The sequence below is a fragment of the Pseudomonas sp. TNT2022 ID642 genome, from assembly GCF_028656995.1.
Taxonomy (GTDB): domain Bacteria; phylum Pseudomonadota; class Gammaproteobacteria; order Pseudomonadales; family Pseudomonadaceae; genus Aquipseudomonas.
On the sequence record NZ_JAMDGW010000016.1, the window covers coordinates 133,207 to 159,706 of the forward strand.

Annotated in this window: 14 protein-coding genes; 6 read left to right on the forward strand and 8 right to left on the reverse strand. The window is 59.9% G+C overall.

What is annotated here, in order from left to right; translation table 11 throughout:
• Nucleotides 1-21 precede the first annotated feature (21 nt).
• The 5 genes from cobG to M5G26_RS17040 all read left to right on the forward strand — a co-directional run bounded on the left by cobG (nt 22) and on the right by M5G26_RS17040 (nt 11,820).
• A complete protein-coding gene (gene cobG, locus M5G26_RS17020) occupies nt 22-1,317 on the forward strand; it encodes a precorrin-3B synthase (RefSeq protein WP_337993674.1) in 1,296 nt (431 codons plus the stop codon).
• Nucleotides 1,310-1,936 carry a precorrin-8X methylmutase gene (locus M5G26_RS17025; protein WP_134175765.1) on the forward strand — a complete coding sequence of 209 codons (627 nt, stop codon included), beginning with the start codon at nt 1,310-1,312 and terminating at the stop codon, nt 1,934-1,936. Before cobG ends, M5G26_RS17025 begins: the two co-directional genes overlap by 8 nt.
• Complete coding sequence (locus M5G26_RS17030; protein WP_370872600.1) at nt 1,933-2,667, forward strand: precorrin-2 C(20)-methyltransferase; 735 nt, start codon at nt 1,933-1,935, stop codon at nt 2,665-2,667. The genes M5G26_RS17025 and M5G26_RS17030 overlap by 4 nt, the downstream gene beginning before the upstream one ends.
• Nucleotides 2,667-4,367 (forward strand): precorrin-3B C(17)-methyltransferase, encoded by a 1,701-nt coding sequence (cobJ, locus tag M5G26_RS17035; protein WP_134175763.1) that lies wholly within the window; start codon nt 2,667-2,669, stop codon nt 4,365-4,367. The genes M5G26_RS17030 and cobJ overlap by 1 nt, the downstream gene beginning before the upstream one ends.
• Nucleotides 4,368-4,887: 520 nt before the next feature.
• Nucleotides 4,888-11,820, forward strand: a complete 6,933-nt coding sequence (locus tag M5G26_RS17040) for a TcdA/TcdB pore-forming domain-containing protein (protein ID WP_273916020.1) — start codon at nt 4,888-4,890, stop codon at nt 11,818-11,820.
• An 83-nt stretch (nt 11,821-11,903) separates the two neighbouring features.
• Here the strand turns inward: M5G26_RS17040 and M5G26_RS17045 are convergent, their stop codons facing one another.
• The 8 genes from M5G26_RS17045 to prmA all read right to left on the reverse strand — a co-directional run bounded on the left by M5G26_RS17045 (nt 11,904) and on the right by prmA (nt 22,299).
• Nucleotides 11,904-12,500 carry a MarC family protein gene (locus M5G26_RS17045; RefSeq protein WP_025111770.1) on the reverse strand — a complete coding sequence of 199 codons (597 nt, stop codon included), beginning with the start codon at nt 12,498-12,500 and terminating at the stop codon, nt 11,904-11,906.
• A 64-nt stretch (nt 12,501-12,564) separates the two neighbouring features.
• Complete coding sequence (locus M5G26_RS17050; protein ID WP_273916021.1) at nt 12,565-15,342, reverse strand: hybrid sensor histidine kinase/response regulator; 2,778 nt, start codon at nt 15,340-15,342, stop codon at nt 12,565-12,567.
• 99 nt (nt 15,343-15,441) lie between these two features.
• Entirely contained in the window at nt 15,442-16,737 is a 1,296-nt protein-coding gene (gene purD / locus M5G26_RS17055) for a phosphoribosylamine--glycine ligase (RefSeq protein WP_141125791.1), read from the reverse strand.
• Between the two features lie 174 nt (nt 16,738-16,911).
• Nucleotides 16,912-18,519 (reverse strand): bifunctional phosphoribosylaminoimidazolecarboxamide formyltransferase/IMP cyclohydrolase, encoded by a 1,608-nt coding sequence (purH, locus tag M5G26_RS17060; RefSeq protein ID WP_007914589.1) that lies wholly within the window; start codon nt 18,517-18,519, stop codon nt 16,912-16,914.
• Nucleotides 18,520-18,602: 83 nt separating this feature from the next.
• Nucleotides 18,603-18,923, reverse strand: a complete 321-nt coding sequence (fis, locus tag M5G26_RS17065) for a DNA-binding transcriptional regulator Fis (RefSeq protein WP_003221275.1) — start codon at nt 18,921-18,923, stop codon at nt 18,603-18,605.
• Nucleotides 18,920-19,930 carry a tRNA dihydrouridine synthase DusB gene (gene dusB / locus M5G26_RS17070; protein ID WP_116031736.1) on the reverse strand — a complete coding sequence of 337 codons (1,011 nt, stop codon included), beginning with the start codon at nt 19,928-19,930 and terminating at the stop codon, nt 18,920-18,922. The genes fis and dusB overlap by 4 nt, the downstream gene beginning before the upstream one ends.
• Before the next feature lie 185 nt (nt 19,931-20,115).
• Nucleotides 20,116-21,390: a DUF3426 domain-containing protein gene (locus M5G26_RS17075; protein WP_134175753.1), complete on the reverse strand. Its 1,275-nt coding sequence runs from the start codon at nt 21,388-21,390 to the stop codon at nt 20,116-20,118.
• 30 nt (nt 21,391-21,420) lie between these two features.
• Entirely contained in the window at nt 21,421-22,299 is an 879-nt protein-coding gene (prmA, locus tag M5G26_RS17080) for a 50S ribosomal protein L11 methyltransferase (RefSeq protein WP_034151566.1), read from the reverse strand.
• Between the two features lie 195 nt (nt 22,300-22,494).
• Here prmA and M5G26_RS17085 point away from each other — a divergent pair, with 195 nt between their 5' ends.
• The gene (locus tag M5G26_RS17085) at nt 22,495-26,448 is read left to right on the forward strand and encodes a dermonecrotic toxin domain-containing protein (protein ID WP_273916022.1); all 3,954 of its coding nucleotides are present in this window, start codon (nt 22,495-22,497) and stop codon (nt 26,446-26,448) included.
• Nucleotides 26,449-26,500: the final 52 nt, after the last annotated feature.

A 26,500-nucleotide genomic window follows, 5' to 3' on the forward strand; every position in this document is an offset into this window, starting at 1 on the left:
CGCCCCTTGAACGAACGCCCGATGTCCACCGCTTTACGCCCCTCGGCCTGTCCGGGGTTGCTGCGTATCGTCCAGGCACTGGACGGCGGCATCTGCCGGATCAAGCTCAATGGCGGTTCGATCAGCGCCGATCAGGCCGACGCGGTGGCCGAGGCTGCCGAACAGTTCGGCGGGGCGATCGAAGCGACCAACCGCGCCAATCTGCAGATTCGCGGGATCGGTGAGCAATCCGCAGCGCTGATCGAGCGTCTGCTCGCCGCCGGTCTCGGCCCGCGCACCGCCGCCGGTGATGACGTGCGCAACCTGATGCTCAGCCCGGCCGCCGGCATCGACCGGCAGATGCGCGTCGATACCCGCGCACTGGCCGAGCAGCTCCTCGACACCTTGCAAAGCCATCCACGCTTTCATGAGTTGAGCGCCAAGTTTGCCGTGCAACTCGATGGCGGCGAAGCGCTGGCGATGCTCGAACATCCTCATGATTTGTGGTTGTCGGCGTTTGAGCGCGACGGTGAAAAGTTGTGGGCGTTCGGTCTGGCCGGATGCCCGACGGATCGTGCCGTCGGTGCCGTGACGACGGAAAACGGCCATGCGCTGGTGGTCGCGGTGCTGGAATTGTTCCTGCAACTGGCCCGCCCTGAACAAACGCGGATGCGCCATTTGCTCGATGAACTGCCGATGCTGGCCTTTCTCGACGCCCTGCGAACGCGCGTGCCGATCAAGTCGGTCAGCCAGTGGCAGCGCACCGCCGCTGCGCAGGATCTGCACATCGGCGTTCATCCGCAAAATACACCGGGCCGGATGTATATCGGTGCGGTGCCGGCGCTGGGGCGTCTCGACCCTGCAATGCTGCGCGGGGCTGCGCAACTGGCCCGTCAGTTCGGCAATGGCAGCCTGCGTTTCACACCCTGGCAAAGCCTGCTGGTGCCGGATGTCAAAGCAAGCGATGCGGCGCAAGTGCTCGAGGGACTTGAGCAATTGAACCTGTTGACCCGCGCAGCCGAACCCCTTGCACGGCTGATCGCCTGCACCGGTGCCAATGGCTGTGGCAAAGGCCTGGCCGACACCAAGCAAGACGCGCGTCATCTGGCGACGTTGCTGCCCACGGCCCTCAACGTGCATCTCAGCGGCTGCAGGCGCTCGTGCGCCGCCGCCCACTGTGCCCCGGTGACGTTGCTGGCCGTCAGTCCCGGTCATTACGACCTCTATTTTCGCGATGCGACGCTGCCGGGTTTCGGCGCGCTGCACGCACGCAACCTTACTATTGAAGCGGCCGCGACCCTGCTCGACGCCCGCGCTCGGAGCCCCATTGATGCTTGATTACATCCGCGATGGTCAGGAGATTTATCGCAACTCCTTCGCGATCATTCGCAGCGAAGCCAATCTGGCGCGCATCCCGGCCGATCTGGAAAAACTCGCGGTGCGGGTGATTCACGCCTGCGGCATGGTCGAAGCCGTCGACGGTCTGCAATTCTCCGAAGGTGCGGGCAAGGCCGGGCGCGATGCGCTGGCCGCCGGTGCGCCGATCCTCTGCGATGCGCGGATGGTCTCCGAAGGTGTGACCCGTGCGCGCCTGCCGGCCAATAATGAAGTCATCTGCACCTTGCGTGACGAGAGCGTGCCGGATCTGGCCCGTGAACTGGGCAATACCCGTTCCGCCGCCGCGCTGGAACTGTGGCGTCCGCACCTGGAAGGTAGCGTGGTGGTGATCGGCAACGCGCCGACCGCGCTGTTCTATCTGCTGGAAATGCTGGATGCCGGTGCACCGAAACCGGCGTTGATTCTTGGCTTCCCGGTAGGCTTCGTCGGCGCCGCCGAATCGAAAGCCGCGCTGGCCGCCGACAGCCGTGGCGTGCCGTTCGTGATCATGCAAGGCCGCCTCGGCGGCAGCGCCATGGCCGCCGCCGCCGTTAACGCCCTCGCCACGGAGATCGAATGATGCAGGCCAAAGGACGTTTGATTGGCCTGGGCGTCGGCCCGGGTGATCCGGAACTGATTACTGTCAAAGCCCTGCGCCTGCTGCGCGAGTCGCCCGTGGTGGCGTACTTTGTCGCCAAGGGCAAAAAAGGCAATGCCTTCGGCATCATCGAGGCGCACCTGCAAGAAGCGCAGAACTTGCTGCCGCTGGTCTACCCGGTAACCACTGAGGCACTGCCGGCGCCGCTTTCCTATGAGCAGGTCATCAGCGATTTCTACGACGAAGCCGCCGAAACGGTCGCGGCGCATCTGGATGCCGGTCGCGATGTGGCGGTGATCTGTGAGGGTGATCCGTTCTTCTACGGTTCCTACATGTACCTGCACGATCGCCTCGCCACGCGCTACGAAGCACAAGTGGTGCCCGGCGTTTGCTCGATGCTGGGCGGCGCTTCGGTGCTGGGTGCGCCGCTGGTGTATCGCAATCAGAGCCTGTCGGTGCTCTCCGGCGTGTTGCCCCATGAAGAGTTGAAGCGCCGTCTGGCCGATGCCGATGCGGCGGTGATCATGAAGCTGGGGCGCAATTTCCCGAAAGTGCGGCAGGTGCTGGAAGAACTCGGTCTGGCCGAACGTGCGCTGTACGTCGAGCGCGCAACCATGGCCAATCAGAAGATCGTGCCGATGGATCAGGTCGAGCCGATGTCGTCGCCGTACTTCTCGCTGATCATCGTGCCGGGCGAACGGTGGCAAGGCTGATGACTCAATCCACGCCAGCCATCGTCATTCTCGGTCAGGGCAGCCTGGCCACCGCGCGGCGCATTCAGCAGGTATATCCGGCGGCGCAGATCCATGGCCTCGCCGGGCGCGTCGAAGGTGCCGATTGCACCTATCAGGAGTTCGGCGCGACCCTGCGCGCGCTGTATCAGCAGGACACGCCGATCATTGCCCTGTGCGCAGCCGGCATCGTCATTCGCACGCTGGCGCCGCTGTTGCTGGAGAAGGGCGCCGAACCTGCCGTGCTCGCCGTGGCCGAAGACGGCAGCGCCGTGGTGCCGTTGTTGGGCGGCCTTGGCGGGGTGAATGTCATGGCGCGAGAGATCGCTGCCGGGCTGCAAGTCGCCGCAGCAATCACCACCAGCGGCGAGTTGCGATTTGGCACCTGCCTGCTCAATCCTCCGAGCGGTTACGCACTGGGCGATCTGGAACTGGGCAAGCGGTTTGTCTCCGATCTGTTGGCCGGCCACAGCGTGCGCATCGAAGGCGCGGCGCCGTGGCTGGATCAGGCGCAACTGCCGGAAGATCCGCAGGCACAGCGCTCGATTCATGTCGGCAGTGCCGAGCGTGAAGCAAGTGCCAATGAGTTACTGATCTATCCACGCAGTGTGGCGGTGGCGGTGAGCGCGGAAACTGCGGACCTGCCGTGTGCCGTTCGCAGCGCATTGCAGCAGGCGCAAATCGCTGTGCAGTCGCTGGCCTGTCTGTTGGCCAGCGAGACGCAAATGGCTTCGCCACTTTTGCGTCAAGCGGCGCTTGAATTGGGTGTACCGCTGCGCTTTGTCGCGGCGCAAAGCGACATCGAATCGCAGGCACGTGTCGCAGTGCCTGAGGCAACCGTCATTGCCGGCCACGGCATGGCAATCGCGGTCGCCGAACAGCCGTTGGATGTTTCCAGCATTGGCCGGCCACGCGGCCGTCTCGCCGTGATCGGCCTCGGCCCCGGCGCTGCCGAACTGATGGTGCCGGCGGTGAAAGCCGAACTGGCGCGCGCCACCGATGTGCTTGGTTACGAAACCTACGTACGCATGGCCGGGCCGTTTCGCGACGATCAAGTGCAGCACTGCACCGACAACCGTGAAGAGATGCAGCGCGCCCGACACGCCTTCAGGCTGGCCGCCGAGGGGCGCTCGGTGATTGTTGTGTCTTCGGGCGATCCCGGTGTGTTCGCCATGGCCGCTGCAGTGCTCGAAGCCTTGCACGAGTCCTCGGACCCGGCGTGGCACAGCGTCGATCTGGAAATTCTGCCGGGCGTATCGGCGTCACTGGCCACCGCTGCACAGGCCGGTGCGCCGTTGGGCCATGACTTCTGCGTGATGTCGCTGTCGGACAACCTGAAACCGTGGTCGATCATTGAAAAGCGTCTGGATCTGGCCGCTGAAGCAGATCTGGCGTTGGCGTTCTACAACCCGATCTCCCGTGCGCGACCTTGGCAATTGGGGCGGGCGCTGGAGATTGTCGCGCAGCATCGCACGCCGCAAACACCCGTGGTGTTGGGTCGCGACATCGGCCGTCCCGGCCAGACTCTGCGCACTACGACACTGGGCGCGTTGACCCCGGAGCAAGTGGACATGCGCACCATGGTGCTGATTGGTTCGTCCACCACATGCACCTTTCCCCGTGCCAGCGGTGGTGATTGGGTTTACACGCCGCGTTGGTACGGCGAAAAGCCGCTTTCCTGAGCGTCGTGCCGAGGCAAGTTGTAAATAAGTTGCCTCGGTGTGACATCAAGTCGAAATTCGTTAGCGGACGATTAATTTTAAATCAGGGCGGTGTATCCGTTGGGAACGCCGCTTCGTTGGTTTATCGAACGACTCGTCATGCGCCTGTTTGTTGCCGAATCATGCGCGGAATCAACTTGTCTGTTGTTTGATGTTTCTTGGGAAATTATTTGAGTTTTGTGTTTTTTGAAGTTGCCCCGCGGGCAGACTAACTTCGTCCAGGATTCTCTCAATGAATAAAGGATGAAGTCTGATGGGTGCAATGGAGCAATATGTTGACGAGTTTAATTTTATTTCTGCCGATGAATACTCTGCGTTAAAGCGAGCATTCAGGTCACTTTCCGGTTCGGCCGAATATGCAATGTTGGTGGCGCTTTACGAGAGTGCTGACCAGGCCAGGAGCCTCGCTGAAAAGCTGCAAGTTGTAACACTCTTCCTTGAGAACTTTGAACGCTTGGCAAGCCGTAACTCAGCGCCCGCGATGGCCTCGATCAATACTGTCGAAGACAAGTTGCGCGATTACGCCGCCCGCTTGGCGGGCACTGTAAGTATGCTCAGTGACATATCCGCTGCGGTGCCCAGAATCATGCACTTTGTCTGGGTGGGCGGCAGTGAAGTCGGCAGTATTCAGCGCGATTACATGAATATCTGGCGTCAGGTGCTGGCTGCCGGGAATTACCAGTTCAATCTCTGGTACGACAGCGATGCGTTACTGGCTTTCGAAATGAATCGGGTTATATCCGACAGCGCCAGAGTTGATGCGATGGAGTCAGGCGGGGACACAGTGACCAACCCCGCTGAACTTTCAAAGATGATCGAAGATCGTGCGCGTGTATTGAAGCGCGAGATGTTCGAGTATCTGCAACAACCGCAATGGCAAGGGAAAACTGATCAGGCCCGGATCGACCTGATGGTGCGCGCCTATGGCAAGGATCGCACGACGTTGGAAGCCTTTCGTCAACACTGTTTGCAAACCCATCAGCAAATGGCCGGTAACGACTTGCAGTTGCGTGATGTTCGTCGGGAGTTTACCGGGCACTTTTTACAGGATATCTATCACCGCGAAGTGGCAATGCGCGGTAACTTTGCGGCGGCAAGCGATGTTGTTCGCTTGCAGGCCGAATATGCCGAGGGTGGTCGTTACAGCGACATGGATTATCTGCCGCCGCTGGCTGACAGACTGGGCGGCGTCGACATCAGCGGGTTCAGTGACGAGCAACGGCTGGGGGTATTGCAGCTTTTGCTCAATCATGATGAAACGTTGATGCCCGGACGCGACCGCCTGCGCTACGCCGATCACACGGACACCTTGCCTGCCGCACATCGGGAGGCACTGCTGGTCTTTGCCCGCAGCAAGCCCGGCGTCGAGCATATATTTGTCGCACCGCGTGAAGTCCACAGCCCGCAACATGGCCTGCGTATGGGCGCGCAATTCAGTAGAGAGATGAACGCTTATCTGCTGGCACAGCCGCAAAGCGAGATGACGCTCGCGGTCATGCAATTGATCCGCTTCAACTATGACTGCCTGCAGGCCGTTGAGCAGGCGGCCATCGCGTCGTCGGTAGACTGGTCACAGACTGAACGATTGCTCGACGTAATAGAAAACGTCATGAACGAGAAAATCGAGCAGGGGCAACTGACGCGCACGCTGCAGGATTTTCTGGGTAAGTTGAGCGAGGCGATTTTAAGTTACTACCGTGATGGTATTCGCGTCGGATCGCGCGGCACTATTGCGCTTACCGGACCCGGTGCAGCGGTGACCGGGCTGAAAAATTATGTCGAGACTCACCTCCTGCCGCACAACGAGGTTACGGTTCAGGAGCGCTTGCGACTGGCCGAGGGTTACAACGTTCAGACCGAGGAGGAAGCAATCTCCGGTTGGACGGTCAATGACGACGCCGAGCAATGGCTGGCCAAAGAGCAGGAAAAGTGGAGAGCCGGCAAACTCGGATCACGTTACACCGGGCAACTGGCGGATCTGCTTCAGCCGCAGCAGACGCTGACGTTCAAACAAGGCTGGCCGGTGGTGGGCGGTAAAGCGGTGCTGCTGACGTCGGTCCTGCAACAATTGATGGATGATCTGGGCGAACCCTTTGTGCGAGCCATGAGGGACAAGCTGAGCGGTGACATCAGCTTCACCAAAGCCTTTTCCATCGGCTTCGAAAATCGTCAGTTGATCCTTGCGCAACCTGTGCGCGAACTGCCCGTTTCCCAGGGCGCCGAATCCTCAAGCAACCTCAATGAACTGCTCAGCCGCATCGCCCATGATTCTCTGCCGCTTGAACAACTCAGCCCGTTGGTGCGCGTCATGCTCGGGGGGATTTTCGGCGCGACAAGTCTGGACGACGCCAGCTTTGCCAGCGTCTGGCAAACCGTGCGCGACCTTGCTGTCGACACTGACGGCGACGGTACTTTCGCTCGCTATGATGCGGTTGAAAAAGCCCTGCGCCAGCGGCAGTCGCCCGACTTCGAGGCCGGGCTGGCGCGTGGACAAGTGCATGACGTCCTGACAGCCCGCGAACTCAAGGTTCAGGCACTGTTTGAACCCTTGACCTTGCGCCAATGGGGCGAACGTATCGGGCAGATCAATCGCACGGCGCAAAGCGAATTCCGCTCGCGGATTCTCCAGCGCAGCGCGCAGGTGCGCGAGATATTCTTCGAGGCCGGCGCGACCTCGGCCCGGCAGCTGTCGCAGGATTTGCTGATGCACACGCCCAGTGATCCGGGGCGTCGGTGTTATCCGCTGGCGTTGCTGATGGGCGCCGCGGTGGCTGCCGGCGAGTCGGCCGAACGGACACTGGTGGGGCATGTTGCCACGGCCAACATCAACCACCAGCAACCCAGTTCACAGGCATTGCTCAGTGCGTTGAATGAACTGCGAGCCTTGCCCGCCAGTGCCATTGGTGACTCCCGCGGCTTGCAGAGTCTGGACTCGGTCATACAGACACTGGAGGCGAAAAGTGCAGCCACCGTCCTGTTGCTCGACACCGGCGATCACGCCCTGCTGGTGGCCAAAGTGCAGGCAGGAGGTCAATTCGTCTACCGGTTCTATGATCCGAACTTTGCCATTTATGCGTTCGCCGAAGGTGCGCAGGTGAAACTTGGCGTTGAGCGTTATCTGAGCGCGGGCGACAGTGCACTGGCCAGGCTTTACGGTCTGGGCGACATGGCCGGGGCGCGATTCAACGTGATCGAGTTGAACACCGAGGCAATGGCGGCCCGCACGCTATCGACGGGTTTGCCCCTGGAGAGTTTTTTGCGCATTCCTTCGCGTGATTCACGCAGTGGCCCAGTCTGGGCAAAGCAGGCCGTGGCGCGCCAGCGTTCGCTCAGTGAAAACGCGCGGATGGGTGCCAGCCTGGCGCAAGTGGATGCGCGCTATTGGGCGCAGGCGTTTGCTCAGGCCATGCAGCAGTTGCGCAGTGAGCACTCGTTGGGGCGTGAATATCTGCCGTTGCTGGAAACGCTCACACCTCAGGCGGACGGTGACTTTTCGCTGACGTTGGTCGATGCAAAGAATCCGCATCAAGTGCGCACCGTGAGCACGGCCGACCCGCGCTTCACTCAGCTCAAGCAGCACCTGCATCAGAGCGTGAAGGCAGGCAAACCCAGTGGCCCGGCCGAGGCTGATGGAGGCAGCCGCTTGAGTTTCGCCTTCGCGATCCAGACGCTGATCAGCGAACTGCGCCATCGTGAATACCAGGCCGGTGATCAGTTACCAGCCTTGTCGATTGCGCTTCAAGTCCAGGTTTACGTCAGCTATGCGCAGTTGGGTTTTGGCGTGCTCAGCGACACCGCACAGATGATCAACCTGGTGCGGCAAGTGGTGGCCAGTGAACAGGCGTTGGTCCTGCGCCAATCGTCGTTGTCCGGCCGTGTGCTCGGTCGCGGGGCAACCGGCGTTGGTTTTGCGTTTTCGCTGGTCAACATCGGCTTCGACATTCACAGCCTGTCACTGGCGCAAAATCACGAGCAGCGCTCGCGGTTCTCCACGTCTCTGGCGTTCAACACAGTGGCTTTGGGACTGGATGTTGTGGCATTGGCGGCAGGCGGAACGGTCGGGGCAGCGGCTGCTTTTCTTTCTGTGCCGCTGCTCGGTATCGGCATTGGAGCCACTGCCATCGCCAGCAATCTTGGGCAGATTGCCGACAAGGCAACCGCGGTCGGCAATCATTTGCGAGCCATCCACAACGCTTACAAACCGTGCGCTTTCATTCTCGAAGAGGGGGTGTTGCGGTTTCCGCCAGAAGCCGTGATCACCCACCTGGATCTGCAGGACAGGCGGGTTCGCTTTGACAGCCAGCGCTTTTATCCGTGGGGCGGCGGCGCGTTCGAATTGCCGCAATACAACGATGATCCGCGGCAGATACACCGTTCCCTCAACATCCGGCAGGCTTTTGGTTTTCCAGAGAGCACAGCGCTGAATATCCAAGGGGCTGCGGCACTGCATACTGTGGTGTTGCCTTGCACACCGCTGTGCTATTACGGCTACGAATATCAATTGGGAGGTGCGGGCTATGTGTACGAGCCGCTGCCGGGAGAGCAGGTCGAGCCGCGCCACGCCAGTGAAATGCCTGAGCCACACTGGTACTCGGTTTTCAATCCGTTCACGGCGCTGGGCGATACGCTGACGACCCATCTGGATAAGCGTATCCACACACGCTATCCGCAATTGCGCAACAGTGCGGCGGACAAGCTGGAATACGACAAGCAGGGCAACCGGCGTTTTTATCTGCACAGCACACCGTCTTTGAAACACATCCTCTACAAACTGCATGCGGTCTACACACCGACAACGATCAGCGTGCAATTGGACGAGCATGTACGCCAATTAGTGGTTCCGACCCTGCCGGTGGAGTGCCAGCAAAAGCTGTCCTACGAAATTTCCGCCACGTCAGGCCGCTGTCAGCTGCGTCTGGCGCCGGGATTGAAAATGGTCAAGTTCAACGGCGCTGGCCAATGGCTGGTGCATGCAACTTGGGTCAATATCGAGCAGCTCAGTTTTGACGACTTGTCAGCGATGGATGACGATGCCGAGCGGGTGCATCTGGCGGGGCGTCAACTAACGGTCGACGGTATCGTGCTGTCGGCGTTCGAGGGGCTGATCGAACTGGCCGGGGGAGAGTTGTTTCAACTGGACTGGCAACGCAATGCGCTGCGCCTGGTTTCGATCACCCTCGACGATGATAGAAGCCATCCGCGTGATGTCCTTGCCCATCTGCGCCAGCGAGACCATGAGGGGCGCCTGGGCACTGGTTACGTCACGCTTCACCGGTTCAAGGTTCCGTTCAATCCGGCCAGCGACGCTGTGCGCACAACGGCCTTTCACGACGTTGCTCAAAAACGCCTGTTATACGCGCGTGATCTGCCGCGCGAGGTCAACGACGGCCTGATGCTGGGCGCCGCCAACGCTGCCCATGCGTGGTTTTATCATCCCGACCATGCCACGGTCTGGCGCGTCGATGTGATCAGCGGGCTGGTCGTGCATCGTTATCGGTTACTGAGTCTGGAATCCGGTACAAAAATCACCGCTTTCGGGCAACTGGCGGACGGCACCCTGCGAGTTTCGCAGCAGTTGGTTGAGCAAACATCCGTGAGCGTGCGCACGACACTGCAGTTCCAACTGGCCGATCGCGAAGTGACACTGACAGACATCAACCTGTGGTCACCCGGCCTGGAAAACTCTTTCCTCAAGCCCGAGGAGGGGACGAGGATCGCGTTTTTCCGCCATCGCCAGAAACAGCGTCGTCCCTACGCGGACGAGACCCCCGGCATGGCTTCGCCTATCAGCACCTGGACCTACGCACCGTATATTCACGCCCGTGCCTGGTCCTTCGATCGACTGCTTGAGCGGGCATGGATTGCCGCGCATCACGACAGGTACTTCCGAGCTGACGCCGACAGTGACGCGGACCGCGTGATGTTGGTGTCTCGAACCTCTGACCCGGCCGCTGCGCTGCTGTTTTACAGCCGGCAAAGTCAAATGCTCAGTCATGGCATCGAGTTGCGTGACAACGTGCCATGGCACAAGGCGCTGGCGAACAATGTGATTGACGTGACGCGCGTTGGCGAAAGCTTCCTGGCCACTCAGGGCGACGGACGACTGTTCGAAATCGATCTCGGCGCCAAGGATGACAACTGGCTGTCCGAGCTTGATAGACACGTTCTGAAGTTTGTCGGCGTTGGCCAGCGTTGGCTGCAACAAAACCCCGATTGGCTGACGGCCTTACCGGCGCTTGCCAAGGAATACAGCAACGCCGCGTTTGCGATCATCGGCCTGCGTGCGCAAGTGGGGCAGACGTTTCTGCCAGCTTGGTGTATTGACGAAAAGCTTGTGCTGATGGACACCATGGGCAACCACGAGCTTGCGTTGTTGGGGCTGACGCCCGACCGGCAGGCGGTTTGGCTGATGGATGTTTCTTCCGGGCAGCTCTGGCGCCAGACGCTGGTCGCCTTCGACCAGATGCGCACGGCGTTCGGCAACGGCGGCGTATTACTGCATCGCCAAGCGCTGCCACAGGCCGTGCGAGTCTGGTCGTCGTGGGCGTTTTGCGAGGTGCTGCCGCATGGCGACGGGCTGCTCGGGCGTACCCGCGAAGGTGTGACGCTGCAACTGCAGGATCAGCAACCGGCGCGAATTGTCAGCATGGAAAACCGTTGGTCATACGTCCCTGGCCAGACGCCTGCGCAATTGCAGGAGCGTTTGAAGCGGCGGCTGGACGGACAAGCCCATGCCGCGTTTCTCCCCGTGGAAAACACCGGCAATCGTTACCAATACTATGTTCCGAAGCTTGATCGGCTGTTCGAAGTGTCCGCACGGGACGATGGCAAATGGGCAACGTTCCTCGGTACCCGTGACGGCGCCAATCCGCTGCTGTTCGACCCGATTGACCCATTGATCTTCAGCGCCGGACCGGTCGATGGCGTTTGGTTGCCGGGTAGCTACGCCCACCGTGACGAGGAGGTCATGGCGCTGGAATTGAGTGATGATCTCACCGAGGTGCAGCCATTGCTTCCTGACAATGTCGAAAGGTTGATTCTGAGCTTCGGTTCGCACACTGAGGGTTATCGGATATCGGCCGAAACCTGGCAGCGTCTGGATTGCATTGTTGTTGATGTGCGGCGCCCATCCGGGGGCTTGGTGACGGAACCTGGCTTGTTGGTGCTGGATATGCATGAGTGTGGGCATTGGCTGATGTCGCGAGTCGATGGCCACCTGGTACTCGCCGACCCGGACAATGGCCACAGTCTGATCGTCCGTGGAATCGAGGAGCAGGGTTCATGCGAGCTGGCTGTCAAAATCGCTGACCGTCAGTACCTGTTCGCACTCGAACAATGGTTGAAGGCCTTCGCGACCGTGCAGGGCAATGACGCAATTGCCAGTCTGGCGGCGGTGGCTGAACATTTGCCCTGACCGGTAAATGGGTCTGAAAAGTAAAACGCCGCGAACGTTGTCGTTCGCGGCGTTTTATTTTTGGTGGGCGCGTCCGGCTGGCGTCAGGGCACCAGATAGCCTTTAACCCCGGTAAAAATGATCTGCGCGGCCAGTGCGCAGACAAACAATCCCATCAAGCGACTGACGATCTGCAAACCCTGATCCCCCAGAATCCGCTCGATACGATTCGACAGATACAGCACCACGCCCACGGTAAAACTGGCCAGCGCAATACTCATGATCGCGGTGAGCTTGTCGTCCCAGTGCGGTTGGCTGACGCCCATCACCAACAAGGCACCGATAGTGCCCGGGCCGACAGTCAGCGGAATGGTCAGCGGCACGATGGTCACGTCCTGCTGCACGTTGTCGGCCTGCACCGCCGGTTTGCCCTGCGCCATGCCCAGTGCCGAAATGAACAGCACGCTGCCGGCGCCGATGCGGAAGGCATCCACGGTGATGCCGAAGACATCGAAAATCACCCGCCCGAACAGATACAGCAAAACGCTGGAGACCAGTGTGGCCACGGCGACTTTCCAGGCCAGGCGCCGTTGTTCCTTGCGCGAGTAACCACGGGTCAGGCTGATAAAGCAGGACAGCACGAAGAATGGGCTGTAGAGCACCAGCATCTTCAGGTAAACGCTGAACAACACGTGGAGCATGGTGCAAGCTCACTGGCGAGGGAGGTCGTGGGGGAGTCTATCAGGCGCTACGGGGTCTGTCGGCTCAGGAGGTGGGTGTTGCCGTGCGATTCTGCTGATCACGCTGGGCAACCCAATGCTCGATCAACTCGCGCAATTGCGACAGCTCGACCGGTTTGGACATGTGCCCATCCATCCCGGCCTGACGCGCGCGCTCCTTGTGCTCGGCGAGAATGTGCGCCGTCAACGCCACGATTGGCGTGCGAATGCGTTGATTGCTGACTTCCCATGCACGCAATTGCTGGGTCGCTGAGAAGCCATCGAGGATCGGCATTTCGCAGTCCATCAACACCAGGTCGTAACGCTGTGCTTTCATCGCTTGCAGGGCTTCTTCGCCATTGGCTGCGGTGTCCGGTTGCAGGTTGAGCTTGCCGAGCATGCCGCGAATCACTTTGGTCGAAATCGTGTTGTCTTCGGCGACGAGGATGCGGAAGTCGCTCGGCACTTTGGCCGCCGTGGCCGGGGTGACCACTTGCGGCTGGAACACCACCTGACCTTTGTTGCGCTGGTTGAGCTCGTCGGCCAGGGTGGTCTTGAGCGTGTAGCCGGCCACCGGTTTGGCAAGGATGCGTTTGATCCCCGAGTTGCGCGCGATGATCTTGCTCGGCGCATTGCTGATGCCGGTGAGCATGATCAGCAGAATGTCGTGGTTCAGGCTCGGGTCTTCCTTGATCTTGGCCGCGAGCTGCATGCCAGTCATGCCCGGCATGTTCTGATCGAGCAACACCACATCAAAGTAATCGCGCAGGTGCGCCTTGGTCCGCAGCAAGGCCAATGCTTCCTTGCCGGAAGGCACGGCGCTGACATTCAGGCCCCAGGCGCTGCATTGCTGCACCAGGACTTTGCGGCAGGTGTCGTTGTCGTCGACCACCAGCACCCGTGCGCCTTGCAGTGGGCTGTCGAGATCGGAGGTCGGGTGTTCGAGGCGATCCGGATCCAGCGGCAGAGTCAGCCACAGCGTGCTGCCCTGACTGGCGCCGCTCTTGATGCCGAATTCGCCCTGCATCAAACGAATCAGTTGCCGCGCGATGACCAGACCGAGATTGCCGCCCAAGCGATTCGCCGAGAGAAAGTGCTTGCTGTGCAGTTCGGCGTGCATCAGTGCGTCGCGTTCTTCCTGCTCCATTGGCGCGCCACTGTCCTGCACGGCGATGCGCAGGCGTGGTTTGCTGCTGCGTTCGTCGAGCGCGACGACGATCAGCACTTCGCCTTCATCGGTTTTCTTCAGGGCGTTTTCCAGCAGACTCAACAGCGTCTGGCGCAGACGCGTCGGGTCACCGCTGATCACTCGCGGCACTTGCGGCTGGATAAAGCTGATCAGCTCGACGTTCTGCTGTTCGGCCTTGGCCCGGTAGATGCTCAGGCAGTCATCGATCAAGGCATTGAGGTCGAACTGCACGTCGTCCAGTTCGATCTGACCGGATTCGAGCTTGGAGATGTCGAGGATCTCGTTGATCAGCGTCAGCAGTTCGTTGCCGGCGCTGTGGATGGTTTGCACGTAGTCGCGTTGTTTGACCGACAGCGGCGTGCCCAGCAGCAGTTCGGTCATGCCCAGCACACCGTTCATCGGCGTGCGGATTTCGTGGCTGATCTTGGCGAGGAACTCGGCTTTGGCGTTGATCTCGGCATTGCTTGCGGCGAGATCGCGGCTGACGCTGAAACGGCTTTCGGTGATGCTGCGCTGGCGCTCACCGAGGGCGATGCTCATCAGCAGGCCACTGATACAGATGAACGCCATCAGGGTCATGATCAAGCCTTGCGGCGAGACCAGTGTCAGCCCCAGCAGGGCCGGAAGAATGATCAGCGTGCCGATGTTGAACACCACCATGGCCGCGACGAACAGGCGCGCCGGGCGATAACCCTTCTGCCAGTGATAGAACGCGACAAACAACATGCTCAGGCCGGCCAGTGCCACCAGTGCATAAGTGATGATGTTCAGCGGCAGGGTGTTGACGAACAGCAGCAACAGGCTGCAGGTCACGATAAACAGAATGTCGCCCAGCAACAGTTTGTTCAGCGGGTGCGGGCCGAGCGGCGCGAAGAAGCGGTAGGCGAACATCAACCCGGCCGGTGCGGTCAGCAACAGTGCCAGATAGGCGCCCGGCGTCTGCACCGCATGCCAGTTTGGTAGCCATGGGCCGGCGAGGTTGAGCAACAGCAACAGGCTGAGGCCCAGCAGGCCTTCGCAGACTGCCAGCCACAGGCTGCTGCGCGAGCGGGAATAGGCGTAGCGCACAAGGTTGTGCAACAGCAGCATGCCGAGGCAGCCGAACAGTAAACCGAAGACCAGCGTCTGATTGTGGTTGGCCGCGCTCATCACTGCCGATTGCAGGGTGACGTGCGGGCGCAACTGATGGTCGGAGACCAAACGCAGATAGACGTCGAGAGGTTTGTCGCTCTGCGGCAGTGGCAGCATGAAGTCGCTGCTCGGCAACGGTCGTTCGGCCTGTGGCTGATCGGTGCCGGTGTTGCGTTGCTCGATCAGCTTGTCGCCGTCGAGCACGTAGAGATTGAGCTGGGACAGGTCGGGGGCAAAGATGCGCAGCACTTGCTCGTGCTTGCCCGGTGCCAGCCTGAAACGCAGCCACAAGGCGCCATCGGGTTCGGACGCTGTGAGGCGGTCAAGGTCGATGGGGCTGAATTGATTGGTGTAGCGAGCGGAGCGGATATCACTCAGTTGCAGATTGCCCTGATCGTCGAGCAATACCGACCAGCCACTGCCTTGCGCGGCCTGGGCCGGGAGCATGCAGAGCAAGGTCAGCAACGTGACGGTGAAGCTTATGGCAATCCTGAGCCAGCGCACGGCGAAATCCCTTCGTAGGTTGATGCCAGAATATAACGATGCGCGGCGGCGGAACAGCCCGGCGAGGAACGGTATCCCTCGCCGGACTTGATCGACAGCTTATTCCTGGGTTTCGCCACGTTCACGGGCAATGGCGCGGTAGCCAATGTCCTTGCGGTAGAAGCAGCCTTCCCAGTCGATGGCGGCCGCGAGCTTGTAGGCTTGCTGCTGCGCTTCACCGACGCTGGCGCCCATTGCGGTGGCGCAAAGCACGCGACCGCCGGCAGTGACGACGTTGCCGTCTTTCAGTGCGGTGCCGGCGTGGAAGACTTTGCCTTCCAGCTTCGCCGCTGCGTCCAGACCGTTGATCGCTGCGCCCTTGGCGTAATCGCCCGGGTAGCCGCCAGCGGCCAGCACGATGCCGACGCTCGGGCGTGGATCCCATTGGGCTTCGACCTTGTCCAGCGCTTGCGCCAGCGCCGCTTCAACCAGCAGCACCAGGCTCGATTGCAGACGCAGCATCACCGGTTGGGTTTCCGGATCGCCGAAGCGGCAGTTGAACTCAATGACTTTCGGGTTGCCGGCTTTGTCGATCATCAGACCGGCGTAGAGGAAGCCAGTGTAGACGTTGCCTTCCTCAGCCATGCCGCGCACGGTCGGCCAGATCACCAGATCCATCACGCGCTTGTGCACGTCGGCGGTGACCACCGGGGCAGGGGAATAGGCACCCATGCCGCCAGTGTTCGGGCCGCTGTCGCCGTCGCCAACACGTTTGTGGTCCTGGCTGGTGGCCATCGGCAAAACGTTTTTGCCGTCGACCATGACGATGAACGAAGCTTCTTCGCCGTCGAGGAATTCTTCGATGACCACGCGCGAACCAGCGTCACCAAAAGCGTTGCCGGCGAGCATGTCACGCACGGCGTCTTCGGCTTCAGCCAGGGTCATGGCGACGATCACGCCTTTACCGGCGGCCAGGCCATCGGCCTTGATCACGATCGGTGCGCCTTTTTCACGCAGATAAGCCAGGGCTGGCTCGATCTCGGTGAAGTTCTGGTAATCGGCGGTCGGGATCTTGTGGCGTGCGAGGAAATCCTTGGTGAAGGCTTTCGAGCCTTCCAGTTGCGCAGCGCCGGCGGTCGGACCGAAGCAGTCCAGACCACGGGAGCGGAACAGGTCAACGACACCCGCCACCAGCGGCACTTCCGGGCCGACGATGGTCAGGGAAACGTTTTTCTCGGCGAAGTCGGCCAATTGCTCAAGGGCCAATACGTCGATGGCGACGTTCTCGCACTTGGCTTCGATGGCGGTGCCAGCGTTGCCCGGTGCGACGAAAACCTTCTGCACGCGCGGATCCTGAGCCACTTTCCAGGCCAGGGCGTGTTCACGGCCACCGCTGCCAATGATCAAAACATTCATTTCAAAAACCTCAAAATTCTGTGGGCGCTACCAAACCTCAGCATTCAAACCCTGTAGGAGCTGCCGAAGGCTGCGATCTTTTGATCTTGCTTTTCAAAAACAAGATCAAAAGATCGCAGCCTCGTTTTACTCGTCAGCTCCTACATGGCTCCTGCGTGCAGAGGGAGCGGGGAATCAGTGACGGAAGTGGCGCATGCCGGTGAAGACCATGGCGATGCCGGCTTCGTCAGCGGCGGCAATCACTTCAGCATCACGCATCGAGCCGCCTGGCTGGATCACCGCAGTGATACCCACCTTGGCTGCGTTGTCCAGACCGTCGCGGAACGGGAAGAACGCGTCCGAGGCCATCACCGAACCGGCCACTTGCAGACCGGCGTGCTCAGCCTTGATCGCAGCGATACGCGCCGAGTTTACGCGGCTCATCTGGCCAGCGCCGACACCGATGGTCTGACGGTTCTTGGCGTAGACGATGGCGTTGGACTTAACGTACTTGGCGACTTTCCAGGCGAAGATCAGGTCGTGGATTTCCTGTTCGGTCGGGGCGCGTTTGGTCACGACTTTCAGGTCATCGGCGCTGATCATGCCGATGTCACGGCTCTGCACCAGCAGACCGCCGTTAACGCGCTTGTAGTCCCAGGCAGCAGCGCGGTCAGCCGACCACTCGCCGCAGGCCAGCAGGCGCACGTTGGCTTTGGCTGCAACGATGGCGCGGGCTTCTTCGCTGACGCTTGGGGCGATGATCACTTCAACGAACTGACGCTCGACGATCGCTTTGGCGGTCTCGGCATCCAGTTCACGGTTGAAGGCGATGATGCCGCCGAATGCCGATTCGGTATCGGTGGCGTAAGCCAGTTCGTATGCCTGACGGATGCCGCCTTCTGCATCCGGGCTGACTGCCACACCGCACGGGTTGGCGTGTTTGACGATCACGCAGGCTGGCTTGACAAAGCTCTTCACGCACTCCAGCGCGGCGTCGGTGTCGGCCACGTTGTTGTACGACAGCTCTTTGCCTTGCAGTTGGGTCGCGGTGGCGATGCCGACTTCGGCAGGCTTGGCTTCCACGTAGAACGCCGCGCTCTGGTGCGGGTTCTCGCCGTAGCGCATTTCCTGGGCCTTGATGAACTGGCTGTTGAAGGTGCGCGGGAATTCGCTGCGGCCTTCGGTGCTCAGGGTTTCAGCGGCCTGATTCACGGTGCCCATGTAATTGGCGATCATGCCGTCGTAGGCGGCGGTGTGTTCGAACGCCTTGAGCATCAGGTCGAAACGCTGAGCGTAGGTCAGGCCACCGGCCTTAAGGCCTTCGAGGACGCTGGCGTAATCGCTGGCATTCACCACGATCGCTACGTCTTTATGGTTTTTCGCTGCCGAACGGACCATGGTCGGGCCGCCGATGTCGATGTTCTCGATGGCGGTCGGCAGGTCGCAGCCTGGCTTGTTGATGGTGGCTTCGAACGGATAGAGGTTAACGGCAACCAGATCGATCGGCTTGATGCCGTGCTCGCTCATGATCGCGTCGTCGATACCGCGACGACCGAGGATGCCGCCGTGGATTTTCGGGTGCAGGGTTTTCACCCGACCGTCCATCATCTCGGCGAAACCGGTGTAATCCGCGACTTCCACTGCGGCAACACCGTTGTCGCGCAGCAGCTTGAACGTCCCGCCGGTGGAGAGGATCTCGACGCCCAGGGCTTCGAGCTCCTTGGCGAATTCGAGGATCCCGGTCTTGTCGGAAACGCTGATCAAGGCGCGGCGGATCGGCAGGCGGGTAGTCTGGTCGGTCATCTCAATTTCCATCAAAAGCAAAGGAAGTCAGCAAAAAAGGCGACCGTTTTTTACGCGGGCGCCTTTCTGGTTTGATTGAATGCTTACAGCAGATCGTACTGCTTGAGTTTCTTGCGCAGCGTGCCGCGGTTAAGTCCCAGCAGCTCACTGGCCTTGGTCTGGTTGCCCTTGACGTAGTTCATCACGCTTTCGAGCAGGGGAGCCTCGACTTCGGAGAGCACCAGGTTGTACACATCCGTGACGGACGCGCCCTCAAGGTGGGCGAAATAATTGTGCAGCGCCTTCTCGACACTCCCGCGAAGGGTCTGGCCTTCTTCGCTCGGGGTATTGAGGTGCTGTTTCAAATTCACGTTGTCGCTCACGGGTGCTGTTCCACTCACTAAAGTCTCGGTCATCATCGTCATGCGGCCACCCCTTCTTCGTCCCCTGTCAGGCTCTTGTAACGCTCGGCGAAGAACTCCCGAACGTTGGCGCATTGTGTTTCCGTACCATCCAAACGATTGAAGTGGGCGCGAAACTCCCTGGCGCCCGGCAAGGTTGCGAGATACCAGCCCACATGCTTGCGCGCAATGCGCACGCCCATCACATCCCCATAGAAAGCGTGAAGTGCGGCCAGATGCTCTAGCAGTATGTGTTCCACCTCGATCAGCTCCGGTGCCGGCAATTTCTCGCCGGTACGCAGGAAGTGTTCGATCTCGCGAAAAATCCATGGCCGCCCTTGGGCGGCGCGGCCTACCAACAGGCCATCGGCACCGGTCGCGTCGAGCACGTAACGGGCCTTTTCCGGCGAATCGATATCGCCATTGGCGAACACCGGGATCGACACGGCCTGCTTGATCGCGGCAATCGTGTCGTACTCGGCTTCACCCTTGTACAGATCGGCGCGAGTGCGGCCATGCACTGCCAGCGCGGTGATCCCGGCCTGCTCGGCGATCTTCGCCACGGTCAGGCCGTTCTTGTTGTCGCGATCCCAGCCGGTGCGGATCTTCAAGGTGACCGGCACATCAACCGCAGCCACGACAGCCTGCAGGATCTCGGTCACCAGTGCTTCGTCCTTCAACAACGCGGAACCGGCGGCCTTGTTGCAGACCTTCTTTGCCGGGCAACCCATGTTGATATCAATAATCTGTGCGCCCAGTTCGACGTTGGCCCGGGCCGCGTCCGCCAGCATCTGTGCATCACCACCGGCAATCTGTACCGAGCGCGGCTCGGGATCGCCTTCGTGGATCATGCGCATGCGCGACTTGCGGGTGTTCCACAGGCTCATGTCGCTGGTGACCATTTCCGAGACAACAAGCCCTGCGCCCAAACGCTTGCACAGCTGACGAAAGGGCTGATCGGTGACCCCCGCCATCGGGGCGAGAATCAAGCCGTTCTGCAATGTGTATGGGCCGATGCGTACCGCCGACATAGGACTTCCCTGAAGTGGGGCCGGATCATGAGAGTTCGAAAAAGGGTTGGCATGATACCCGCTCTCGATGACTGGATAAAGGCTGAATTGAACAAAATCTGAACAGTTATTCTGTTATCGCCACAGGTTTGGTTGTGCGTGACAAAGTCAGAAATCCGCCGTCAATTCGAAAGCGATGAAGCACTTCACTCGGGCGAGTGGAAACTCAGGCTGTAATTCACCGCTTTGGGGCCTGGATCGAGAATATCCAGCGCAATGTGGATCGGCGTCTGCGGCGGCATTTCCGCCAGGCCTTCGAGATCGCCTTTAAGGTACTCGCCGGGTTTGAAGCGACGACTGGCGATCAGGTGACCGTTAAGGTCGGCGAAGCGCAGTTCCAGTAATGGAAAGGGCTGAGAGAACGTCGCGCGGTTATAAATGATCGCGTCGACCACCAGTGCACCGTTGAACTCCGGGTGGCTGCGCACCACCAGATTGCTGCTCTTGATCCGCGCGATGTCGACTTTGGATGGCACCGTGCAGCCGATCTGCGGGCAGATTTGCTGGAACCACGGGCGGTATTGATCCTGGCGGGCCAGTTCATCGAAATGATACGAGATGTACTGCGCAGCCAGTCCGCCTGCCGCCAGCAGGACCAATACCAGCCAAAGCAAGCGGCGTCCCCACGGCGAGCGGCGTTTCTGCCAGTCCAGTTGCAGCGGGTCGTCGGTCAGGTCCTGCAGCACTTCGGCGCGTACGCCGGGTTCTGCGCGCTCGCGTTTTTTGCGCAGCGGTTCAATCGATGGCGAGTCGTCGTCATCGATTTTGTCACTGGCCGACAAACGTTCGCGGCGCGCATTCGGGTCGATCGGGTCGTGCAGGCGTAGATGCGGGATCGCCGGTTCGTCATCCACATCCACCGGCTCCAGCGACAGCGAAGGTTCGGTGCGCTCGGATTTGACCGGTTCAATGTCGTCGATCTGCGGCTCGTTTTCCGGCTCAGGCAGCCGTTCATCGGCGGGTTCGCTGAACAGACTGTCAGGCCACGCGGCATCGTCCGGCTCCGGGCTGTCGCGCCGGGCGCTCAGAGATTCTTCGCGCGGGCGGCCGAGTTCGGTGGCGGGCTGGATTTCCCGTTGTTCGAGGCGGGCGAGTTCTTCGTCCAGGTCAAGGCTGTCGAGATCAAGCTCCGAGGCGCTCCACTGCTTTTGGCTGATGGCGCGCGGTGCTGGCTGCTCGACGATGGGCGGTGGTTCGATAACAGGCGCGATCTCGACAATCGGCGTCTGCTCGACAATTGACGGCGCCACCGGCGTCACCGCGTCCTTGCCAGCGTGTTGTTCCAGCAGCTGTTTGGCAGCGTTGAACACTTGCAGGCAGGAGCCGCAGCGAACCACTCCGCGGGCCACGCTCAATTGAGCATGGCTGACACGGAAACTGGTTTGGCAATGCGGGCACTGGGTGACGAAACTGTCGGTCATGCGGCGATCCGGATTATGCAGGCGGTCATATTAGCGCCGACGGCCGGTGATGCGCACCCAGCCATCGCGATTGGCGATCGGGTCGAGATCGAAGTCCTGCGCGTAAGCAGCGGCAACTTCATCACCTTGCTCGGCAAGGATGCCCGACAGCGCCAGACGCCCACCGGACTTGACCAGCCCGGACAGTTGCGGCGCCAGCGAAACCAGCGGGCCGGCGAGAATATTGGCGACCAGTACGTCGGCTTTGACCTGCGGCAGATCTTCCGGCAGGTACAGCGGGAACAGTTCGTCGGCAATGTTGTTGCGCCCGGCGTTGTCGCGCGAGGCTTCCAGCGCCTGCACGTCGATGTCGGTGCCGACAGCTTCCTTGGCGCCGAGCAGCAGGGCCGCAATCGCCAGGATCCCCGAGCCGCAACCGAAGTCGAGCACGTTGCAGTCTTTCAGGTCCTGACCGTCGAGCCATTCCAGGCACAGCGCGGTGGTCGGGTGAGTGCCGGTGCCGAACGCCAGGCCCGGGTCCAGCAGCAGATTGACTGCGTCAGGCTCAGGCGCGGCGTGCCAGCTCGGCACGATCCACAGGCGCTGGCCGAAACGCATCGGCTGGAAACCATCCATCCAGCTGCGCTCCCAGTCCTGATCTTCAATGACTTCGCTGTGATGCTCGGGCAGCGGGCTGCCGGTCAGCAGTTCCAGATGAGCCAGTACCGGCGCCGGTTCGGTGCCACCCTCGAACAGCGCGAGCAGGTGGGTGTGCGCCCACAGCGGGGTGGTGTTGAGTTCCGGCTCGAAGATCGGCTGATCTTCGGCGTCCATGAAGGTCACCGAAACGGCGCCCACTTCAAGGAAGGCGTCTTCGTAGGTTTCGGCTTGTTCCGGGCTGATGGCGAGACGTACTTGCAGCCAAGGCATGGCGGGCACCTTTAAATATATCTGTGGGACAGCCCGAAGCTGCAAAGGGGCGCAGTTTACGCTAGGTCGTCAGCAAAGTGGATAAACCGGTTCACTGTTACAAAACCAATCACTAGATATACATATGTATGGTCTGAACCTGTTTTCCGGCAAATACAGTGAAGCTCATTCCACAACAAGAATGGATTGAGCGACATGACAGATAAACAAGGGAGTGTAGAGGGTCAACGGCGTATCGCTGCTCCCGCGAGTACGGCTCAGGCGCTTCTTTTGCGATTAAGACGCTGGAAGGTAATGGTCGACGAGCGCTTGGGCAGTCAAATGACATTACTCGAAGCGATGGAACATTTCGCATTGATAGAACTGCGCGTTCATTACCCGCAAGACAATATCGTGCCTGGCTTTGTCATTTCTCTGCTCGACGCGGTACTTCAAAGGCTCATTGACCGCCAGCCTGTGGTTTTTCGAGCGGTACAGGACTCTCCGTATCGCTGGCCGGGCGGCACGGATCCGGGATTGCCTTCGGGGCGTCGCGAGGTTGTCATCCAGACGGTGGAAGCAGTCGCTTCGTATTTTCTCGATCAGTACAAGACATACCTGCGAGAACACTGGGCTCCAACAGAGCAAGAGGCTTCGTTTGATCTTATGGTCAAGCGCAAGCTGCAGCGCTTTATCGATGACATCGATAAAGCATTCCATCGCGATAGCCTCGCAGGGTTGGTACCTGATCGGCTGCGACAAAAAATTGAAAGGATCCAGAAGCGCAGTTTCGCAAGGTATCGATTGACCAGGCTGGCGAATGCCCGGGAACGCCAGATCCTCGAGGCGCTTTCATTCGCACAGCTGCCGCATTGGTTGCGGGTCTTGAATGAATCGGACCGAGTGTTGTTGCATGAGTATCAAGACCAGACCTCACAAGCCCAGGAATCGCTTGATGGTTTGCTTGAGGGATACGGCACGTTGCGCGCCTACGCCCGGCAGCAGGCCATCGACCATATCCAGCTCAAGCTGGACATGGAGGTCGAGCCGGACATTATTCAGGTGCGGTTGATGTGGCGTTCGGCCGTCGGTCAGCCGGTACAAGATCGAAGCCTTAGCGAACTGCTGGCGGCCGGGCCGATCAGCGAGGATTTCGCCTCGGTGCTTGAGGTGAGCAGTGGTTCTTCACTGCGTAACCAGCCTCTGGAACCTGCATTCATCGGCCACATGCTGTCACAGCAGGATTTTCCGGCTCAATACCTGCAAGCCCTCGGTCAGCAATACGAACGTGCCGACGTGAAAAAGGCCTTGATCGACTGGTTCACGCTGCGATTGCAGCAAAGCGCATTTGTTGCACGTTGTGCGGGTCATATCACGGTGGATGACCATGAGCGTCTTGAGCAGGCGTGGGACAGCAGCAATGTCTCAGCGACAAGCCTGCGTGTTGCCGGTCTGACACTTCCCAATGGCATGAAATGTACCGAGTTGCTGGTGTTTTACCGCGAAGAGACCGCAGGGGATGTTCGTGACCTGTTGTTGTATGCGCCCAACAAGCCCGACGGACAGGAATGGATCCGGCTGACTTCACTTGCAGCTTTGAGCGAAGAGGTGTGGGAATGGACCCAGACCGAATCGGGCCGAGAGTATCTGTTGCAACAGGTATCGACCGTCGCGGCGCGCACGGCGCGGGAATACTTGTTCGACGTATCGGCCAGGCCGAGCTTATGGGGAATGAGCAGTGACATCAGGCGAACAGCAATGGGATTCACGGATTGTGTAGAGGACGCCTCCATGCTGGGGCTCGCGAGGACCCTTGATCAGGTCGAACAGGAGAACTCACCGCGCTGGTACACGGCCCTTGCACTAGAGGCCCGTCGACGTATCAGCAGTCTGAATCAGGAACTTGTGGTTCATCAAAAGGTTTTCAACGATTTACTTGGCCGATATGAAGTCTTTGTCGATTTCGCCAAGCGCACGGTCGCCCAAGAGCTTGCGCCTTACATGCGCAGCAAGAATGTGCTGGAGCCGGTCGACCCCTCGACGGTTCTGATTGACTACCGCCCCAACCTCACCAATGACAAGGTGCACGTGGCCAGCCTGCTGGAGCTGGCCATCTATGGGTACGATGACAATTCGGGCATCGATCATCCCCGACAAGGTGTGCGCTCGTCGGTCGGCCAGGATTTGAGCCAGCTTCGCAGTGCTGATCTGGCGCTGTACCTGCGCACGGCCTATCTGGGCGACAAGTATGCCCGCGAGATTCGGGGAAAGTTTCTTGATGCGGGCGATGCGGTATTCGCAATGCGCCGAAGCGCCTATCGGAACGTGCTGTTGTCCAAAATGGATCGTGACTTGCGCGTCGCCAGAAGTACCGGTCAGCTGGACGATAAAGTGTATCTGGCGCTCGTCCGGCAAGTTTCGCTCTTGAGCCAGGCACGATCTGCAGGGCCCCGGGTTTCTGTGACAAGCATTGCAGAGCGCGAAGGGATGTTCAGGTTTACCGTCCGTGGCAACGTGGTGCTCGGGGTCTATGTTTTTGCCTGTTTCGACCCCGGCGCGTCCTATTGGCTCTACATGCCGGATGCAGCCGACGGCATGACCTTTCGCCCCTATCAGAGTCTCTTCGGGGAAACCGCTGGCAAGCTGAGTGACTATGTCATGGCACGTGTGGCCGTCTCCGCACGTAAAACCGTCTCGCGCTTACTGCGTGCCATGGCGGCAAAAAACATGAATGTGGATATGGTGTACGAATCGCAGCGGGTGAGCGATGCCAGAAGCGAGTTCAATGCTTATATCGAGCGCTCGGTCACTGACGTGGAAGACGTCACCACAAGTCGCGCAGAGATGATCGAAAAACAGGTAGTCAAAGGGCTGATGTTCGCCTCTGCTCCCTTTTGTCTGTTGTTTCCACCGTTTGCCCTGCTACTGGATATCGTGTTCGTCGCAGTCAGCGCCAAAAAGGCTATCGAAGCACACTTGGAAGGCGATACGGATGGTGCGCTCATTCATTGGCTGGAAGCGTCCTGGGGCGCGCTGTTCGCCATGGTGGGCGCCGCAAGTGCGATCAAGCTGCTTGGGCAAGCGGCCAGGAGCCTGAAGCAGGCGACAAGGTCGATATCGTTGGTGGCTGATCGCCTGAGAAATCCTCCAGCGGTCAGGGTGAAGCAAACGTTGTCGATGGATGAAGCTGTACATTTCAAGCCTGGGCAGGCCGTCAGAAAAACGCCAGAGAATTTGCAGCTGGTTTCCACAGAGGGCACCTTTTTCGGTACTTATCACAGCCCCTCCAGCGTCGGGTCTGAATCCAGTTACTACATTCGCCGCAAGGGCAAGTATTACCAGGTAAAGGAGCACCCGACTTTCTATGGATTGATTCTGATCGATCCCCGTCTTTCCTCGACGAGATCTGCCCGACCCATATTCCTTTCGGCGGGTGGAAAGTGGGTGCATACGAGGATTGGAGCGAGGGGGGGTGAAGGCGTCCGCTATCTTGGCCGTGCCGACAATCTGCGCAGTGCGTTTCCGGGGCGGGCCGAGCCGGTAGTGAACAGAGGAGCCATGCAGGGCGAGGCCGTGGTGGCGAGGTTCAGCGCCAGTTCGAGGGACAATTATCTCTTTTCACTGAATGCGCAGACCTGTGTGATCGCCTCCCTTTACAATCCGGCTACAAAGGCCGGGGCCGTCATTCATTTTGATCATAATATTCGTTCGCTGATCGATCGCACTGTGAAGGACGTGATTGGGCGTCTGGGAGGGACTGCGCAGGACATTCGCAGCACCCTCGTGGGAGGCGACTGGCTGACAGGGGCAGACATCGGCGGCTCGGTGAGGCAAGTGATGAAACAGCAAGGGTTGCGGCCTGACTGGGACTATTGGTCCTACTCTTCTTGCCTGGGCAACAATTATGGCGTGACGTTGAATTTGAGCAATGGCGTCACCACGGTATACAAAATATCCAGGGCTCAGTTTGAGCGGATCTATTTGCCCATCTGGAAGCGTGCTCGTGATGGAACCGACAACGTATCAAGACGTTTCAATGTCTTCAGGGAGCGATTCCGCGCAAAGCCGCTGAAAGAGAGCGCAGCGGGTACTGTCGTGGATGACCAAAACCTTGTGGCAACCCCGCGAATGGTCGAAGAGCAGGCTTTTGCAATGGTGTTGTTGAGCTGAGCCGCTGCTTGTCGTTATACAGGACTCATAAAAAAACCCCGGTTCAGATGGA